This is a genomic window from Corynebacterium senegalense (assembly GCF_900411315.1).
GTDB lineage: Bacteria > Actinomycetota > Actinomycetes > Mycobacteriales > Mycobacteriaceae > Corynebacterium > Corynebacterium senegalense.
Genome location: NZ_LS990887.1, coordinates 1,931,096 through 1,949,173, shown reverse-complemented (window position 1 = coordinate 1,949,173; position 18,078 = coordinate 1,931,096). Strand labels below are relative to the sequence as shown.

13 protein-coding genes and 1 pseudogene are annotated in these 18,078 nt (G+C 69.4%); 3 read left to right on the top strand and 11 right to left on the bottom strand.

Features of this window, described 5'->3' with window-relative positions; genetic code table 11:
* Nucleotides 1-8: 8 nt before the first annotated feature.
* From obgE to ndk, 7 genes are all read right to left on the bottom strand, one after another.
* Nucleotides 9-1,514: a GTPase ObgE gene (gene obgE / locus DYZ02_RS09505; RefSeq protein WP_115686021.1), complete on the bottom strand. Its 1,506-nt coding sequence runs from the start codon at nt 1,512-1,514 to the stop codon at nt 9-11.
* A gap of 129 nt (nt 1,515-1,643) precedes the next feature.
* Complete coding sequence (gene rpmA / locus DYZ02_RS09500; RefSeq protein WP_115686020.1) at nt 1,644-1,967, bottom strand: 50S ribosomal protein L27; 324 nt, start codon at nt 1,965-1,967, stop codon at nt 1,644-1,646.
* A 21-nt stretch (nt 1,968-1,988) separates the two neighbouring features.
* On the bottom strand, nt 1,989-2,294 hold the full coding sequence (gene rplU / locus DYZ02_RS09495) for a 50S ribosomal protein L21 (protein WP_115686019.1): 306 nt from the start codon (nt 2,292-2,294) through the stop codon (nt 1,989-1,991).
* 200 nt (nt 2,295-2,494) lie between these two features.
* Nucleotides 2,495-5,311, bottom strand: a complete 2,817-nt coding sequence (locus DYZ02_RS09490) for a translation initiation factor IF-2 N-terminal domain-containing protein (protein WP_245945882.1) — start codon at nt 5,309-5,311, stop codon at nt 2,495-2,497.
* 427 nt (nt 5,312-5,738) lie between these two features.
* Nucleotides 5,739-6,335 (bottom strand): TetR/AcrR family transcriptional regulator, encoded by a 597-nt coding sequence (locus DYZ02_RS09485; RefSeq protein WP_181896944.1) that lies wholly within the window; start codon nt 6,333-6,335, stop codon nt 5,739-5,741.
* Nucleotides 6,336-6,417: 82 nt separating this feature from the next.
* Nucleotides 6,418-8,130, bottom strand: coding sequence for an alkaline phosphatase D family protein (locus DYZ02_RS09480; RefSeq protein ID WP_115686016.1), 1,713 nt, complete (start codon nt 8,128-8,130; stop codon nt 6,418-6,420).
* A 170-nt stretch (nt 8,131-8,300) separates the two neighbouring features.
* Nucleotides 8,301-8,711, bottom strand: coding sequence for a nucleoside-diphosphate kinase (gene ndk, locus DYZ02_RS09475; RefSeq protein ID WP_115686015.1), 411 nt, complete (start codon nt 8,709-8,711; stop codon nt 8,301-8,303).
* Nucleotides 8,712-8,848: 137 nt separating this feature from the next.
* Here ndk and DYZ02_RS09470 point away from each other — a divergent pair, with 137 nt between their 5' ends.
* The 3 genes from DYZ02_RS09470 to DYZ02_RS09460 all read left to right on the top strand — a co-directional run bounded on the left by DYZ02_RS09470 (nt 8,849) and on the right by DYZ02_RS09460 (nt 12,887).
* Nucleotides 8,849-10,366 carry an AMP-binding protein gene (locus tag DYZ02_RS09470; RefSeq protein WP_181896943.1) on the top strand — a complete coding sequence of 506 codons (1,518 nt, stop codon included), beginning with the start codon at nt 8,849-8,851 and terminating at the stop codon, nt 10,364-10,366.
* Nucleotides 10,367-10,467: 101 nt separating this feature from the next.
* Complete coding sequence (locus DYZ02_RS09465; protein ID WP_115686013.1) at nt 10,468-11,673, top strand: acyl-CoA dehydrogenase family protein; 1,206 nt, start codon at nt 10,468-10,470, stop codon at nt 11,671-11,673.
* A 29-nt stretch (nt 11,674-11,702) separates the two neighbouring features.
* Nucleotides 11,703-12,887: an acyl-CoA dehydrogenase family protein gene (locus DYZ02_RS09460; RefSeq protein ID WP_115686012.1), complete on the top strand. Its 1,185-nt coding sequence runs from the start codon at nt 11,703-11,705 to the stop codon at nt 12,885-12,887.
* Between the two features lie 107 nt (nt 12,888-12,994).
* Here DYZ02_RS09460 and DYZ02_RS09455 read toward each other — a convergent pair.
* The 4 genes and pseudogenes from DYZ02_RS09455 to DYZ02_RS09440 all read right to left on the bottom strand — a co-directional run.
* Nucleotides 12,995-13,624, bottom strand: a pseudogene (locus DYZ02_RS09455) (thiolase family protein); the annotation flags it as partial.
* 11 nt (nt 13,625-13,635) lie between these two features.
* Nucleotides 13,636-14,403, bottom strand: a complete 768-nt coding sequence (locus DYZ02_RS09450; RefSeq protein ID WP_115686010.1) for an SDR family NAD(P)-dependent oxidoreductase — start codon at nt 14,401-14,403, stop codon at nt 13,636-13,638.
* Between the two features lie 171 nt (nt 14,404-14,574).
* Complete coding sequence (locus DYZ02_RS09445) at nt 14,575-16,755, bottom strand: 3-hydroxyacyl-CoA dehydrogenase/enoyl-CoA hydratase family protein (RefSeq protein WP_115686009.1); 2,181 nt, start codon at nt 16,753-16,755, stop codon at nt 14,575-14,577.
* 6 nt (nt 16,756-16,761) lie between these two features.
* Nucleotides 16,762-17,913 carry a thiolase family protein gene (locus DYZ02_RS09440; RefSeq protein WP_115686008.1) on the bottom strand — a complete coding sequence of 384 codons (1,152 nt, stop codon included), beginning with the start codon at nt 17,911-17,913 and terminating at the stop codon, nt 16,762-16,764.
* Nucleotides 17,914-18,078 lie beyond the last annotated feature (165 nt).

The window sequence follows — 18,078 nt, the reverse complement described above, 5'->3', positions numbered from 1 at the left end:
TAACGTAGTTATCCCTGCCAACGCTCGCGGTCGGCTTCTTGGCCCTCGCCGTAATCGAACTCGTCGATAAGCCCACGACGGGCCTGGGAGGCACGCTTGCGCTCAGCCGCGGACGCGCGGCCGGTCCCGCCCAGGCGAGCGTCGCGTCCACGCCCAGCCATGGTCGGGTCGCCGCCGATTGACGGCTCCCAGTCGAAGGAGATCTCGCCGATCGTCACCGTGTCGCCCTCGTGGGCACCCAGCTTGCGCAGTTGGTCCTCCACGCCCGCCTTGTTGAGGCGGTCCGAGAGGTAGCCCACGGCCTCGTCGTTTTCGAAGTCCGTCTGACGGATCCACCGCTCGGCCTTCTCCCCGGTGACGATCCAGCCACCCGGGAAATCCGGGTCCGGGGCGACCTCGACACCGCCGGAACGCGGGGCGTCGACCGCGCGCGGGCGGATCACCTCGGGCGTCGCCGCCGCGGCGGCGCGCGGGCGGGCCCTGTGGGAGCGGCGCACGATCTCCCACAGCGCCCATTTCAGCTCGTTGAGACCCTCACGGGTCGCAGTGGAGATCGTGTACACCGGCCAGCCGAAGCGCTCCCGGATGTCCTCGTCGAGGAAGTCCGCCAGCTCGCGGGCCTCGGGGACGTCCATCTTGTTCAGCACGATGATGCGCGGGCGCTCCCGCAGGTCGCCGAGGCCCGAATCCAGGTCCAGCTCATCGGCGTAGGCGGCGAGCTCGGCCTCCATCGCCTCGATATCCGAGACTGGGTCGCGGCCCGGCTCCATCGTCGCCACGTCGACCACGTGGGCGAGGACGGCCGTGCGCTCGATGTGGCGCAGGAAGTCGAGGCCCAGGCCTTTGCCCTGGCTCGCCCCGGGGATGAGCCCCGGCACGTCGGCGATGGTGAAGGTGTCGTTGTCCACGTTCACCACGCCCAGGTTGGGCTGCAGGGTGGTGAACGGGTAGTCGGCGATCTTTGGCTTGGCCGCGGACAGCACAGAAATCAGCGAGGACTTGCCCGCGGAGGGGAAACCCACCAGGCCGACGTCGGCCATGGACTTCAGCTCGAGGATGAGGTCGTGGGCCTCGCCGGGCTCGCCCTTCAGGGCGAAACCGGGCGCCTTGCGCTTCGCCGTCGCCAGCGCCGCGTTGCCCAGGCCGCCGTAGCCGCCCTCCGCAGCGATGAACCTGGTGCCCGGCACCGTTAGGTCCGCGAGGATCTCGCCATCCGCGGAGCGCACGACCGTGCCCACGGGAACCTCCAGCACGAGGTCCTCCCCGCGGGCGCCGTTGCGGTGGTCGCCTTCGCCGTTGTTTCCGCGCTTCGCCTTCAGGTGCGGGCGGAACTGGAAGTCCAGCAGGGTGTGCACTTGCGGGGAAACCTCGAAGACGATGTCGCCGCCGTGCCCGCCGTTGCCGCCGTCGGGTCCCCCGAGGGGCTTGAACTTTTCGCGGTGGACGGACACGCAGCCGTGCCCGCCGTCGCCTGCCTGCAGGTGCAGCAGAGCGCGGTCAACGAACTGTGCCATGGAGCTCGCCTTTCTGGGTTCGGATCGGGTTTCCCACACTACCGCCGCCGGCAGACCGGGTGGGCATCGAGAAATGAGGGGCGCCGAGACCACATCGGTCCACGGCGCCCCTCAACCGGCGACAGTGCCTTAAGCCGTTGCCTCCTCGACAACGCCTGCGGCCTCGGCCGCCTCGAGAACCTCGGAGGCCACGCCCTCACCGTCGGCGGGGACGATGTTGACGATGCGACGGTTCTTCTTGATGCCGAACTGGACGGCGCCAGCTGCGAGGGCGAACAGGGTGTCGTCGCCGCCGCGACCGACGTTGTCGCCCGGGTGGAACTTGGTGCCGCGCTGGCGGACGAGGATCTCGCCGGCCTTGACCTGCTGGCCACCGAAGCGCTTCACACCGAGGCGCTTGGACTCAGAGTCACGACCGTTCGAGGAGCTGGATGCACCCTTCTTGTGTGCCATGTCTTTATCTCCTTAAGGGCTTTACTTGATTCCGGTGATCTTGATGGTGGTCTGCGGCTGGCGGTGGCCCTGGCGGACCTTGTAGCCGGTCTTGTTCTTGTACTTGAGGATGTCGATCTTCTTGCCCTTGCCGTGCTCGACGATCTCGGCCTCAACGTTGACCTTGGACAGTGCATCTGCGCCGGCGGTGACATCTGCGCCATCGACGAGAAGGATCGGGGTGAGCGCAACCTTCGCGCCAGCTTCACCCTCGATCTTCTCGACCTTGACCAGGTCGCCTTCGGCAACCTTGTACTGCTTGCCGCCGGTCTTGACGATCGCGTACATAGAGGGTTACCCCTTATCTCATCTCGTACGTTCCCGGCATGCTGCGGAAACGGTGTGGAACAGTGGTTATTGGCGTTTTGGGGCCTCGTTCAGGCGCCGTGCCCGCATGCTTGGGCAACGAGGCGCGCACGCCCCAAAACAGCGACTGTCAAAGGGTACTACGCCACCTTGGGAAACAGCAAATAAGTGGAGCGCACGCTTTACGACGTCCTCCGCCGCGTCGCCCTCCTCCGGCCCCTTCCGCGGGGGTCCGCGGCCTTCTGGGGCTGCTGGGGCTTCTGCGACTTCGGCGACTCAGCGGATCGCTGCTGCCTCGCACCCTTCCCGCGCTCCGCTGTCTCCTCGGCACGCGGCTCAGCGGCCTTCGCCTCGGGGACAGCCTGCACGGAAGCGTTGGAGCGGCGAACGGCGCGCCGCCGGCCCTTGCCACCCGTCCGGGCGGCGGGCTTGTCTGCGGCCTCGCGCTTCTCCTCCACCTGCTTCGGCTCCTGCGCGGCGGGTTTCTCCGCAGCAGGCTGCTGCGCGGCGGGAGCCTCGAAGTCCTCGCGGCGCGGAGCGTGGTCGGAGCGGGAGTTGCCCCGAGTGCGCCGCTTCCTGCGCGGCGAGGACTCGAACTCCTGCAGCGCCTCCTCGTAGGACGCGCCCTTGTTCTGCTCTGCGGGGGCGGGGGCTTCCTCCCGTTTCGTGTCCTTCGCGGGGGTTTCCTCGCGGCCCCGGCCCCGGCTCCCCCCGCGCCGACCGCGGCGGCGGCCCCGAGGCTGAGACTCGCGCGCCTGGGGATCTTCGGCCTCGGGCTCAGCCTTCGACTCTGCATTGCGCTCCGTCTCGGGCTCCGACTCTCCGCCAACCACGGAGTCGGCCAGCTCGCGCAGGGCGTCCTCGTCGAGGGCGATGTCGCGGCGCTTCTCCTTCTTCGCGGGCTGCGCCGGGGCCTCGGCGGGGCGCTGCTCGGGCTTGTGGCGGCGCTCCTCTGCCCTTGCCTCTCCCCTGGTGTCGGCGTCGACGGGGTCGTCGGAAAGCACCAGCCCCCGGCCCCCGCAGCACTCGCAGGGGGTGGAGAAGGTCTCCAGCAGACCGGTCCCCAGGCGCTTGCGGGTCATCTGGACCAGGCCGAGGGAGGTGACCTCGGAGACCTGGTGGCGCGTGCGGTCGCGGCCGAGCGCCTCCTTGAGGCGGCGCAGCACGAGGTCCTGGTTCTCAGGGAGGATCATGTCGATGAAGTCGACGATGATCATGCCGCCGAGGTCACGCAGCCTCATCTGGCGGACGATCTCCTCGGCCGCCTCCAGGTTGTTGCGCGTCACGGTTTCCTCGAGGGAGCCGCCCGAGCCGGTGAACTTGCCGGTGTTGACGTCGATAACGGTCATGGCCTCTGTGCGGTCGATGACCAGGGTGCCGCCGGACGGCAGCCAGACGGTGCGCGAGAGCGCCTTCTGGATCTGCTCGTCCACCCGGTAGACCTCGAAGGCGTCGCGGCCCTCGTGGGCGGCGCGGTCGAAGCGCTCCAGGCGGTCGGCCAGGTCGGGGGCGACGGAGTTGACGTAGGCACTGACCGTGTTCCAGGGTCGCTTGCCGTCGACGACGAGGGCGGAGAAGTCGTCGTTGAACAGGTCGCGCACGACCTTGATCAGCAGGTTCGGCTCCTCGTAGAGGGTGACCGGCTTGGCACCCTTGCTCTTCTTTTCCTTCTCGGCGATTTCCTGGATGGACTCCCACTGGGTGTGCAGGCGGTTCACATCGGCGGCGATGGCCTCCTCCGGGACGTTCTCCGCGGCGGTGCGGATGATCGCCCCGCCCTTGCCGGGAACGACCTTGGCCAGGATCTCCTTCAGGCGCTTGCGCTCCGGGGCGGGCAGCTTCCGGGAGATCCCCGCGCTGCGCCCGCCGGGAACGTAAACGAGGTAGCGGCCCGCCAGGGAGATCTGGGTGGTCAGGCGCGCGCCCTTGTGGCCGATCGGGTCCTTGGTCACCTGGACCACGACCTGGTCGCCCGACTTCAGGGCCTGCTCGATGCGGCGCGAACGCCCGCCCAGCCCGGCGGCCTTCCAGTCCACCTCTCCGGCGTAGAGCACGCCATTGCGGCCCTGCCCGATGTCGATGAAGGCGGCCTCCATGCTCGGCAGCACGTTCTGCACGCGCCCGAGGTAGATGTTGCCGATCATCGAGGCGTTCTGGTCGGAGGTGACGAAGTGCTCGACGAGCAGACCGTCCTCGAGCACTCCGACCTGGGTGATGCGGCCCGGGCCGTCGTGGCGCTCGCGCTCGCGGACCACCATCGTGCGCTCCACGGACTCGCGGCGCGCGAGGAACTCCGCCTGGGAGACAATGCGGCTGCGCTTGCGTCCCTCCTCGCGGCGCTCGTCGCGGCGGCGGCGCTGCGCCTCGAGCCGCGAGGACCCCTTGATCGCCTTCGGCTCGTCGATGACCTCGACCTCCGGCGCGTCCGCGTGCCCGGCGCCCGCCTCAGCGTCGGCGGGGGCGGAGCCCGCCGCACCGTGCGTGGCGTCGGTGTGAGTGTCGCGAGAGTCAACGCTGTCCGCGTTGTCAGCCGCGCGGCGGGCCCGGCGGCGCTCGGCGCGTGTCGGGGGCTTGAACAGCGGCGTGTAGGCGACTGCCCCGGGAGCGTCCGGGGCGGGGGTGATCTCCGGCTCGATGTTGGTCAAGGGGCCGTCCTCCGGCTCCGGGGACTGCGCCGGTTCCGGAGAGTCCTCGTTTACCTCCGGCTCCTCCCCATGCGCCCGGGCGGCCTCGAGCTCCGCGTCGACCTTCTCCTCGATCTGGTTGATCTCGTTCTCCACGTCCTTGCGCACGCGGTGGCGGATCTTCTCGTCGGCGTCTGCCGCCTCTGCGGGCGCGGAGTCGGCGGACGCGGGGGTGGGGCTGCTGAGGGCGTCGAGAAGCTGCTCCGCCTCTGCCCGAGTCAGCGTGGACTGCGCGACCTTGACCAGGCCGAGCTCGTTGAGGGCCACGACCAGCTCCTTCGAGGGTCGGCCGAGCTGCTTAGCCAGCTGGAACACGCGCGTCTTCTCGCCGAGCGCGGAGCGGTCGAAGGACGCGGCGGGCTGCCCGTCGCTCCCCTTCGGCTCCGGGCCCTTCGCCCGGGCAGCCCGCTTCCTGGTCTTGTTCGTGGCCTTTTTCGTGACCTTTTTCGAGGTCTTCTTCGTGTTCTCTTGTGTGTTTTCCGCGGTGGAATCGTCGCCCTGTGCCACGAGCACCCTCCTGTTATATGGCCCGCCGGGGCCGGGACCGGGCGCTGGCGGAGGACCTTTTCTTCTCCTCCCGCCGCCGCCGCGCGGTGCCCGTCCCTGCGGGGACGTGTATGAAAGCTTGTCAGCGTCGCGCCGGGCGCAGCCCGCCGTGCCGAGCACGGCAGCGGAGCTGCACCGGCCGCAAAGCCTGGCTCCCATTGTGGCACAGGGCGCCGCCAAGCGCCCCGCGGGCCCGTCAGGCGGCGGGGTCCAGGATGCTCAGGAGAGCCGCCTGCGCGGTCTCGCGGGGGTCCTCCCCCAGCTGCGCGCCGATGATCGCGGAGCCCAGGACCGCCTCGGCGACGGTGCGGGCCGGGACGGTTGCGTAGCCGGAGACCGCCAGGAGCTCGCCGATCAGCTCGATGGACTCGGTGAACTGCCCCGTCACGCGCTCCCTGCCCTCCGCGTCCTGCTCGCGGGAGGCGTCGACGATGGCGAAGATGAGCCCGCCGAGGGCGTCGCGCTGGCCGGCGGTGGCGATGTCGAGGATGTCCTCGGCCACGGTCTCTGGGTCGCGGGGGCCATCGCCGGCGGCCTCTGCCGCTTCGATGCGCTCGTGGGCGAGCTCCACGCGCCGGGCGTGGAATTCCGCGAAGCAGACCTCGATCAGTTTTTCACGGCTGGAGTAATAATATCCGATCGAGCCGACGGGCACCCCGGCCGCCGCGGCCACCTGCCGGTGCGTCACGCGGCGCAGGCCCTCGGCCAGCATCAGCCTGTTTGCGGCGTCCAAAATGGCCTTGCGCTTGGTTGCTGCCCGCGCCTGCTCGGTGCCTTGACCCACGTTGCTCATCTCCGATCCCGCTTTGTATGCACACAAAGTTATATCTACCGGGCACATAAAACGAACTGGGACGAGCGTCCATGCGGCGGGTTCAGGAAACGAACCCGGCCCCCGCGCGCCACACCTTCGACACCGCCAGGGAAACGGCCGAGTCCGGGTTCTCCAGATCGGCCACGCGGTAGTACTCCATCCCCACCTCGTTGGGGCGGATGCGGGCGACGGCGTAGCCGTGCGCGTCGAAATCGAGGTGCTTGACCCACGGGTTCAGCCCGCGCACCGCGCCTTCCGCCAGGTGCGAGACCGGGTTGTCCTCGGGCGTGTAAATCCGCACGGCCTCCGTGACCCAGTCGTCGACGTTGGGCGCGCTAATCGACGCCGTCACGAGCTCGCAGCCGATCTCCTCGCCGTTGTGGACCACAGCGTTGGCCCACTCGCTGTGGATGTCGCCGGTGAGGAAGAGGAGGTTGGAGTCGTCGGCCGCGAGGACGTCGAAAAGCTCCGCTCGGGCGGAGGCGTAGCCGTCCCACTGGTCCGGGTTGAGCGGCAGGCCCGTGACCAGGCCGGAGAAGCGGCCGAGCATCTGGTTGGCCAGGACCGCGTCCGAGCTTGTCTCCGGCAGCTGGCCCAGCACCATCGGCGCCACCATCACCGAGTTGCCCATCACGTTCCACTTCGTCGTCGAGGTGCGCACCGTGCGGGCCAGCCACTCGAACTGCTCGCCGCCGAGCATGGTGCGACCGTCCTCGTAGGCGTTGAGGCGGGTGGTCTGCTGGTCGCGGTAGGTGCGCAGGTCGAGCATGGTGAGGTTGGCCAGGGTGCCGAACTGCAGGCTGCGGTAGATGTGCCCGCCCTCGGAAGGGCGGGTGGCGCGCACCGGCAGCCACTCGAAGTACGCCTGCTGCCCCGCGTCGCGGCGCGCAGCGTACGGGCCCTCCGCACCCTCGGTGTGGTTCTCGGCGCCGCCGCTCCAGGCGTCGTTGGCCGTCTCGTGGTCGTCCCACACCACGATCCACGGCGCGGCGGCGTGCGCGCGCTGCAGGTTGAGATCCTGCTTGTAGCGGCCGTGGCGGGTGCGGTAGTCGGCCAGCGTGATTGTCTCATTGAGCGGCGAGTGCGGGCGCGACACCCCGCTCTTGCCGCTGAAGCCCCCGGTCTCGTACTCGTAGATGTAGTCGCCGAGGAAGACCACGGCGTCGACATCGCCGCGCTCGCCCCGCTCGGCCAGGTCGCGGTAGGCGGCGAAGTAGCCGGCCTCCCAGTTCGCGCACGAGGCCACGGCGAAGGAGAGCTGGGGCAGCTCGGCATCGTAGGCCGGGGCCGTCTTGGTGCGCCCGACGGGCGAGGTGGCCCCGTTGTAGTGGAAGCGGTAGTAGTAGACCGTCGCCGGCTCGAGCCCGTGGGGGTCGACGTGGACCGTGTGGTCCGCCACGGCGGTGGCGGCCACCGTGCCGGAGCGCACCACCCGGCCGAAGTCGGGGGCGGTGGCCACCTCCCACTGCACCTGCGCGTCCTCGCCGACGCCGGAGCCGGGCACCGCGTCCGGGCTGACCGTGACGCGCGTCCAAAGGATCACGGACTCCGGGGTCGGGTCGCCCGAGGCGACGCCGTGCATGAAGTGCGAGTAGGTCGACTCCGGCGCCCCGGGCAGGGGGTGCGCGCCAGAGACCGGGAGCGAGGAGCCGGAGGGGGCCGCGGTGGCGGCGGGCGCGAGGGCCGCGGACGCGGCGGTGGCGGCTGCCACGCCGGAGCCGAGCAGGAAGCGGCGGCGGGGCAGGGAGAAGCGGGAGGGGAAAGGCGAAGACATGCGTATCAATCTCTCGCCGGAGGGTGGCGCCCGCAAACGCTGGAAGCAGGGTTCACGGTGTTTTCGCCTACTCTTCACCCCGGCTTCACGCCGGCTCAGGTGCGTGCGGGCGCGGGGACGAAAAAAGGGCGCCCCGCGCGGGGTGCCCTCGGAGTATCTCCCGGCGGGGCTTACTTGCCCGGGAACCAGATGGCGATCTCGCGCTCGGCGGACTCCGGGGAGTCAGAGCCGTGGACGACGTTCTCGCCGACGGTGAGGGCGAAGTCGCCGCGGATCGTGCCCGGGGTGGCCTTCTCCACCGGGTGGGTGCCACCGGCCAGCTGGCGCCAGGCGGCAATGGCGGAGTCGCCCTCGACGATGCCCGCGACGAGCGGGGCGGAGGTGATGAAGTCGACGAGCTCGCCGAAGAACGGCTTGTCCTTGTGCTCGGCGTAATGCTTCTCGGCGGTCTCGCGATCGGCGGTGCGCAGGTCCAGCTCGACGAGCTTGAGGCCCTTGCGCTCGATGCGGGCGATGATCTCGCCGACGTGGCCGTTGGCGACGCCGTCCGGCTTGATCAGGATGAGAGTGCGTTCAGTCATGGTTGCACACATTACTGGATGCGGGACCCGGGCGCGGCTGCCACGGGCGTCGGCAAGCGAAAGAATGCCCCGCCCGGTATTGCGTGTGCTACACCTGTAGGAACATTGCGATCCACATCACATACCGGGAGGTTCCGTTGATCTACCCCAGCCCCTACCCCAGCCTCGACATCCCCGACACGGACGTCTTCGACCTCATCTTCGGCGGACTGACCGAGGAGGACGCGGCGCTGCCCGCCATCACCGAGCTGTCCACGGGGACGACGGCGACCTACGCCGAGTTGAAGGCGTACGCCGAGTCGATCGCCGGCGAGCTCGCCTCCCGCGGCATCGGCCCCGGCGACGTGGTCACCCTCCAGGTGCCCAACTCGATCAACTACGCGGCCGGCCTTCTCGGCATCATGCGCGCCGAGGCCACCGTCAACCCCGTCGGCATGCTGATGAACCAGGCGGACGTCGAGCACATCGTCTCCGCCTCGCGCTCCAAGCTCTTCATCGGCCCGACCGACCTGGAGCAGGTCCCCCAGATCTTTTCCATGGAGCTGCAGTCCATTGCGCAGCACCGCCACCCGGCCCCGGAGCTGCGCATCGACCCCGCCTCCATGGCCGCCGTCCCCTTCTCCTCCGGCACGACCGGGCTGCCGAAGGGGGTGCAGCTCTCGCACGGCAACCTGGTGTCCAACATCCTGCAGGTCGACGCGATGGTCGACCTGAGCGGCATCCGCCGCCGGGCGAACACCCTGAGCGTGCTGCCCTTCTCCCACATTTACGGGCTAACCGTGCTCCTCCTCGGCCCGCTGTACCGCCGCCACCACATCTTCACCATGCCCAAGTTCGACATCGGGCTCTTCCTCGGCGCCCACGCCAAGCACGGCATCGAGCTCACCTTCATCGCGCCCCCGATGGCCATCGCCATGGCGAAGGGCCCGGAGATCGACCCGACCTGGTTCGCCGACTCGAAGCTGATGGTCAGCAGCGCCGCGCCCATCGACGCCCCCATCATGCGCGCGGTCGAGGACCGACTGGGCACGAAGGTGGTGCAGGGCTGGGGCATGACCGAGGCCTCCCCCCTCGTGGCGCTCAACCTGCACGGCGACGCCGACTACTCCAGCGTGGGCAAGCCCGCGCCGAATACCGAGATCCGCCTCGTGGACATCGAGACGCTCGAGGACGTCGAGGAGGGCCAGGAGGGCGAGGTGCTCGTGCGCGGCCCGCAGGTCATGCAGGGCTACCTCGACAACCCGGAGGCGACGGAGAAGACCCTCCTGCAGGACGGCTGGCTGCGCACCGGCGACATCGCCCGCGTCGGCGAGGACGGCGGCCTGCGCATCATCGACCGTGCCAAGGAGGTGATCAAGTACAAGGGCTACCAGGTGGCCCCCGCCGAGCTGGAGGCCCTGCTGCTGACCCACCCGGACGTCAACGACGTCGGCGTGGTCGGCGCCGAGCGCGACGGCCTGGAGATCCCGCGCGCGTTCGTCGTGAAGCGGGACGGCGCGCAGCTCAGCGCCGCGGAGCTCATGGACTGGGTCGCAGAGCGCGTGACCCCCTACAAGAAGGTGCGCGCGGTGGAGTTCGTCGACGCGATCCCGAAGAACCCGACCGGGAAGATCCTGCGCCGAGAGCTGCGCGAGGTGCCCTGGCCCGGGGAGTAAGGCGCCGGAAAAAATTGGCGCTACGAATCCGTTGCGTTTAAGTGCGATGTGCGTCACAATACTGTGAAAGCACGACTCACCTAACACCTTTGGAGGTAACCATGGCCGACACACCCCAGTTCACCGAGTTCCAGGGCATCCCGCTCGACCCCCGCACCGACTACTACGGCCTCTTCGACGACGTCGACGGAGCCGACCTCGAGTGGTGGAAGAAGGCCCGCGAGTTCGCCGAGTGGGCCCGTCCCAGCATCAACGAGGCCTGGGAGAAGGCCGAGTACAACATCCCCGGCGTCGAGGAGGCCGCCCGGCGCGGCCTGGTCCGCGACGGGATCGACATCGAGGGTGAGCCGGAGATGTCCATCCGCGCCAAGCGCCTCATCGGCTTCGAGCTCTCCCGCCTCGACGCGTCCACCGCCACCGCCCTCGGCGTCCAGGCGGGCCTGGCCATGCAGTCCATCGCCTCCCTCGGCTCGGAGGAGCAGAAGGCGAAGTACCTCAAGCCCATGTCCCGCATGGAGATCCGCGGTGCCTTCGCGCTGACCGAGCCCGACCACGGCTCCGACTCCATCGGCCTGGAGACCACCGCGGTACGCGACGGCGACGAGTGGGTGATCAACGGCGCGAAGAAGTGGATCGGCCACGGCTCCGTGGGCCACATCGCCGTGGTCTACGCCCGCATGGAGGACGGCAACGTCGGCGGCTTCATCGTCGACCAGGACCAGGAGGGCTACACGGGCACGACCATCACCGGCAAGGCCGCCCTGCGCGGCATCCCGCAGGCCGAGATCACCCTGGACAACGTCCGCGTCTCCGACGACCGCCGCCTGCCCGGCTGCCGCTCCTTCCGCGACACCGCCAAGGTCCTCATGTCCACCCGCATCGGCGTGGCGTGGAGTGCCTTCGGCCTGGCCGTCGACTGCTACGAGAAGGCCCTCAAGTACGCCTCCGAGCGCGTCCAGTTCGGCCGCCCGCTGATCAAGAACCAGATCATCCAGCAGCGCCTCGCCGACATGCTCATGGACGTCACCTCTCTCGGCCTGTACTGCCGCCGCCTGCTCGAGCTCGAGGAGGCCGGCACCATCACCGAGCAGCAGGCCGCACTGGCCAAGGTCCACGGCACCCGCGCCGCGCGCCGCGTGGCCGCCAACGCCCGCGACATGTTCGGCGGCGTGGGCATCCTGCTGGAAAACGACGTCATGCGCCACATGGCCGACGCCGAGACCCTGCACACCTACGAGGGCACCGACACCATGCAGTCGCTCATCGTGGGCAAGTCCATCACCGGCGTCAGCGCCTTCACCGGCTAACGCGCCCCACCGAAAAAGAAAGGCAGCCAATGTCCGAGACCGCCCAGGATCTCCTCCTCCCCCAGACGGACTACTACCAGGTCTTCGCCGACGTTGACGGCGAGGATCTGCGGTGGTGGCGGGAGGCCCGCGATTACTGCGAGTCCATCCGCCCCCACATCAACGATGCCTGGGAGAAGGCGGAGTACAACATCCCGGCGGTCGAGGAGGCTGCCCGCCGCGGCCTGGTCCGCGACGGCATCGACATCGAGGGCGAGCGGCCGATGAGCATCCGCGCCAACCGCCTGCTGGAGATGGAGTTCGCGCGCTGCGACGCCTCCACCGCCACCGCCGTGATCGTGCAAGCGGGTCTGGCCATGCAGTCGATCAACCTGTGCGGCTCCGAGGAGCAGAAGAAGGAGTTCCTCGGCCCGATGTCGCGCATGGAAATCCGCGGCGCTTTCGCACTGACCGAGCCCGACCACGGCTCCGACTCCATCGGCCTGGAGACCACCGCCACCCGCGAGGGTGACGAGTGGGTCATCAACGGCGAGAAGAAGTGGATCGGCCACGGCTCGGTGGGCCACATCGCCGTGGTGTGGGCGCGGATGAACGACGGCGAGGTCGGCGGCTTCATCGTCGACCAGGACTCCCCCGGCTACGAGGCCGAGACGATCACCGGCAAGGCCTCGCTGCGCGGCATCCCGCAGGCTCACATCAAGCTTCACGACGTCCGAGTACCCGACTCCCGGCGCCTGCCCGGCGCGAACTCCTTCCGCGACACCGCGAAGGTGCTCGGCGGGACCCGCCTCGGCGTGGCGTGGACGGCGCTGGGCCTGGCCATCGACTGCTACGAGAAGGCCCTCGACTACGCCAAGCGCCGCGTCCAGTTCGGCCGCCCCCTGGTGAAGAACCAGATCATCCAGCAGCGCCTGTCGGACATGCTCATGGACGTCACCGCGATGGCCCTGTACTGCCGCCGCCTCCTCGAGCTGGAGGAGTCCGGCACCCTGACGGAGAAGCAGGCCGCCCTGGCGAAGGTGCACAACACCCGCGCCGCACGCCGCGTGGCGGCCAACGCCCGCGACATGTTCGGCGGCGTGGGTATCCTGCTCGAGAACGACGTCATGCGCCATATGGCCGACATCGAGTCGCTGCACACCTACGAGGGCACCGACACGATCCAGTCGCTCATCGTGGGCAAGACGATCACCGGCGTCAGCGCCTACCGCTAGGCGCCAGCACCGCGAGGCTCCCCCGCCGCGCGGTGCATTTTCGCACCCCCCTTTTTTCGTAGCGCAAAGCAAGTGAGTGGGCACCCATGCCCGCCCCCTCAGTTCTGCTCTCCCCCACCACCGATTACCTCGGTGTCTTCTCCGTCATCGACGGGGACGATCGTGGAGTCGAAGCGGCCCTGCTCCACCGCCTCGGCGGCGAGCCGGTGGGAGCGGGCGGCGAACTCGTCGAGCTGACGCCGCGTGAGGTTGTTGCGGGCGGCGAGCAGCTCGGCGGACAGGCCCTGGTGGATCAGGCCGGGGTGGTAGCGCGCGTTCAGCGCCGGGCCCCGGAAGTCCGCCCCGCCTATCGACGCCCCGAGGGGGATTCTGCTCATGGACTCCACGCCTGCGGCCACCACGATGTCGTAGACGCCGGCCATGACGCCCTGGGCCGCGAAGTGGATCGCCTGCTGGCTGGAGCCGCCCTGGCGGTCGACGGTGGTGGCGGGGACGGTCTCGGGCCACCCGGCGGCGAGCACTCCCTGCCGGGAGATGTTCATGGCCTGCTCGCCGACCTGGCTGACGCAGCCGGTGATGACGTCGTCAATGCGTGCCGGGTCGAGCCCGTTGCGCTCCTCGAGCGCCTTCAGGACGGTGGCCAGCAGGTCCACCGGGTGGGTGCCGGACAGTGCTCCTCCCGGCTTGCCCTTTCCCACGGCGGTGCGGACGACGTCGACAACTACTGCGTTTTTCACGGCCCCCTCCCCTACTTCACGCCCATGCGGATGGCGCCGTCGAGGCGGATGGTCTCGCCGTTGATCATCGGGTTCTCCACGATCGCGCGGACCAGCTGCGCGTACTCGGACGGTCGACCGAGGCGCGAGGGGTGGGGCACCTGGGCCGCGAGGGAGGCCTTCACGTCCTCGGGCATCGAGGCCATCATCGGCGTTTCGAAGGTGCCCGGCGCGATGGTGGCCACGCGGATGAGCGACTTGTGCAGGTCGCGGGCGATCGGAAGCGTCATGCCGACGACACCGGCCTTGGAGGCTGAGTAGGCGGCCTGCCCCATCTGCCCCTCAAAGGCGGCGACGGATGCGGTGTTGACGATCACGCCGCGCTCCTCCCCGTCGGGCTCATTGCCGAGCATGGCCTGGGCGCTGAGGCGGATGACGTTGAAGGTGCCCACGAGGTTGACGTTGATTACCTTCTGAAAGTCCCCGAGCGGGAACGGGCCCCTGGACCCGGCCGTCTTGATCCCGTTGGCGATGCCCGCGCAATTGACGACGACCGCCAGCGTCCCGTCTGCATTGGCCGCATTCACCGCCGCCTGCACCTGCGTCTCGTCGGTGACGTCGGTGCCCACGAACTGGATCTCGGCACCCCGCTCCCGCACCGCCGACCTGCCGGTCTGGTCGGCGCCCGGCAGGTCGGCGACGACGACGCGTGCGCCGGCCTCGGCGAGCGCGGTGGCGGTTGCCAAGCCGAGGCCGGACGCACCGCCGGTGACGAGGGCGGTCTTTCCCTGGATCTGCATGAGCTTCCTTCCTGTGGGCAATTGTGACGTACGCTACTCAACGCTACAGCCAGGACGAGCGCCACACCCTTGTTCTTCCCTGCTAACTTTTTGCCGGGAGCACGGAAACGCAAAGGGGGCCGCGCCCCGCCCCCAGGCGGTGGTCACGGCCCCCTTGCGCGGGACTCGTCGCTAGTTGTTCAGCGGCTTGCGCGTTGTCGCCATGTGCTCGGCCCGGTCCGCGTTCTCCTGGCGCGCCAGGACGTCGGAGGCCGCGTCGACCTGGCGGTCGCCCAGCTCCTCCTCGCCCGCGGTGCCCTCGCCGGTGAACACCTTCGCCAGGGCTGCGCCGATCGCCTTGTCCGTCTCGGAGCCCTCGGTGTACTCGAGGGTCTCGGAGGTCAGGGGCAGCTCGGCGTCCGCCGGGGCGGAGTAGCCCTCGGCCAGCTCGCGGGCGAGCTCCAGGGCCTGCTCGACGACGTGGTCGGGGCTCATGATCACGCGGTCCTTGGCGCGCCAGAAGTCGACGTTGACCGCCGGGACCGGCCGGACGTTGAGCAGCGCGTCGTAGGCCACCTTGTGGGCGTTCGGGACACCCAGCTCCAGCAGGCGCTCGAGCAGGCGCACCGGGCCCGACCAGGCCGGGAACAGGCCGACGGAACGCTCCGGGAAGCCGACCCGGGTCTCGCCGTGGATGACGGAGGCGTCGGTGTGCAGCAGCAGCTCCATGCCGCCGCCGAGCGCCACGCCGCGCACGGCGCCGACCACCGGGTAGGGGGCCCGGCGCAGGGCGCGCAGGCCCTCGACGCCCTGGCGGATCGTCGCCTTGCGGGCGGCTTCGTCGCCGTCCGGGCCGGCCAGCTCGGCCAGGCGGGGCAGGTTCGCCCCGGCGGAGAAGGCGCGCTCCTCGTCGTTGGCGATCACGAGCGCCTTCAGGTCCCACTCGCCGGCGTGGGTAAACAGCTCCGTGACGTCATCCGTCGAGGAGTTCATCGGGGTCCGGTAGACGAAGACACCGACACCGTCGTCGAGCTTGTAGACCGTGGCGCCGGCATTCTCCGCCACGACCTCCGCGCCCTCAACGAGCTCGGAGACGCGGACGACGCCCGCACGCTCAGCGCGCTCGGTGGGCTGGCCGTCGGTGCCCAGCACCTTGCCCTCCGGGTAGAAGCCGCCGGCGGCGCGGGCGGATTCCAGGAGGGCGGGGGTGGCGTCGAAAAGCGATGCGACGTAGTCGAGGCCGATGGAGTCCGCGAGGGCGAAGGGGCCCTTCTTCCAGCCGTAGCCGAGCTCCATGGCGATGTCGATCTGGTCGACCGTCTCCGCGATCTCGGGGGCGGTGTCGCAGCAGTACTGCAGCGTGATGCGGAAGACCTCGCGGGCGTAGTTACCCTCGGGGGTGCCGGAGTCCATGAGCTCCCTGGCGCTCTTCGGCACCTGGTAGCTGCCCTTCGGGCGGTAGTCGTGCGCCTCGAAGTCGTAGACCTCGTCGCGGCCGCGGTAGAAGCCGGACTCGGCGGTGCGGCCGGTGAAGCCCTTCTCCAGCAGCTCCTTGAACTGCGGGGAGTCGGTCACGCCGTAGTTCTGCATCGCGTCATCGGCGGGCAGGGCCTTGAGCAGCGAACCCCAGATGTGCGGCGCGACCTGCAGGCCGACGTAGTCGAACAGGCCGAACACACCGGTGCGCGGCACGCCGAAGGGGCGGCCAAAGGCGACATCCGCCTGCTCCGGGGCGATGCCCTGGTCGAAGGCGACCTGGGCGCCCACGCCCATCCAGAAGGAGCCGATGCGGTTGGCGATGAAGCCCGGGGTGTCGCGGCAGTCCACCACGACCTTGCCCAGGTCGCGCTCCAGCACCTGGCGCAGCTTCTCGCCCACCTCGGGGCGGGTGTCCGGGCCCTCGACCAGCTCGACCAGGCGCATCACGCGCGGCGGGTTGAAGAAGTGGGTGATGGCGAAGTCTCCCTTGAACTCCTCGCTCGACTCGGCGAGCAGCGTCGCCAGCGGGATGGTGGAGGTGTTCGAGGTCACCGGGGTGCCGGGGCGGCGGTGCGCGTCGACCTTGGCGAAGGTGTCGCGCTTGACGTTGATGTCCTCGAAGACGGCCTCGACGATCCAGTCGGCCTCCGCGAGGCGGTCGAGGTGGTCTTCCGTGTTGCCCGGGGTGACGCGCTCCGCGTACTCGGGGCGCATGAAGCCGTGGCGCTTCACCTGGGTCTCGATGCCCTTGCGGGCGCGCTCGTCGCGGTCCTCGCCGTCGGAAGGGAGGTCGAGGAGGTGAACCTTGAGGCCCGCGTTGGCCATGAGGGCGGCGATGCCGGCGCCCATGGAGCCGGCGCCGAGGACTGCTGCTGTGGTGATGTCGTTAGCCATTCGTGTTTAAACCTCCAGTACGAGAGCGATGCCCTGGCCGCCGCCGATGCAGGCGGTGACGAGGCCCAGCCCGCCGCCTTGGGCGCGCAGGGCGTGGATGAGCTTGGTGATGAGGATGACGCCGGTCGCGCCGATCGGGTGGCCGAGGGCGATGGCGCCGCCGTGGACGTTCGTCTTGTCGTTGTCGAAGCCGAGCTGGTCGCTCACCGCGACCGCCTGGGCCGCGAAGGCCTCGTTGGATTCGATGAGTGCGATGTCGCTGAGCTTCAGGCCCGCCTTCTCCAGGGCCTTCGGCACGGCCACGGTCGGCCCGAGGCCCATGTACTTCGGGTCGCAGCCCGCCAGGCCCCAGGACACGACCTTGGCCAGCGGCTCCTGGCCGTAGCGGGTCAGGCCCGCCTCGTTGGTCATCACGAGCGCCGCGGAGGCGTCGTTAATGCCGGAGGAGTTACCCGGCGTCACCGAGCCCTCCTTGCTGAACGACGGCCGCAGACCCGCCAGCTTCTCGGCGCTGGTCTGGCGCGGGTGCTCGTCGGTGGTGAAGTCGCCCACGGGCACGATCTGCTCGGCGAACTTTCCGCCCGCGATGGCAGCGGCCGCGCGCTCCTGCGACTGCAGGGCGAACTCATCCTGGCGCTCGCGGGAGATGCCGTACTTCGCGGCGACGTTCTCAGCGGTGATGCCCATGATGCCGTTGCCCATCGGGTCAGTCAGGGCGCCGGTGAGCCAGTCGACGAGCTTGCCGTCGCCCATCTTGCGGCCCTGGCGCATCCCCTCGACGGAGTAGGGGGCCTGGCTCATGACCTCGACGCCACCGACGAGCGAGAGGTTCGCATCGCCGGTGATGAGCTGCTGCGCGGCGCTGATCGCCGCTTGGACGCCGGACCCGCAGAGGCGGTTGACGCCGTAGGCGTGGGAGCCCTGCGGCATACCGGCCTCGAGTGCGACGGCGCGGGAGGTGTAGAGGTCGCGGGGGCCGGTGGTGACCACGTTCGCCCAGACGGAGGAGTCGAACTCCTCGGCCCCGACGCCGGACTCGGCGATGACGGCCTTGGCGATGTGCGCGCCGAGGTCGATGGTGGAGAACTTCGACAGGGAGCCGCCGAAGGTGCCAATCGGGGTGCGCTTGGCTTGGGTGATGTAGATCTGATCAGTCATGTGACCCCTCAGGTTGTGGTGTGCAGGTAACAATTTCACCCGAGTATAACGCGGATCACACACAGTGCGAAGTGTTTGAGAAAACCCGATGTCCTGCAAAAACAGTTCATCGGGCCTAAGTATCTCGGGCTCGCGCCCCCGCTACTCGACGGTTCGCACCACCCT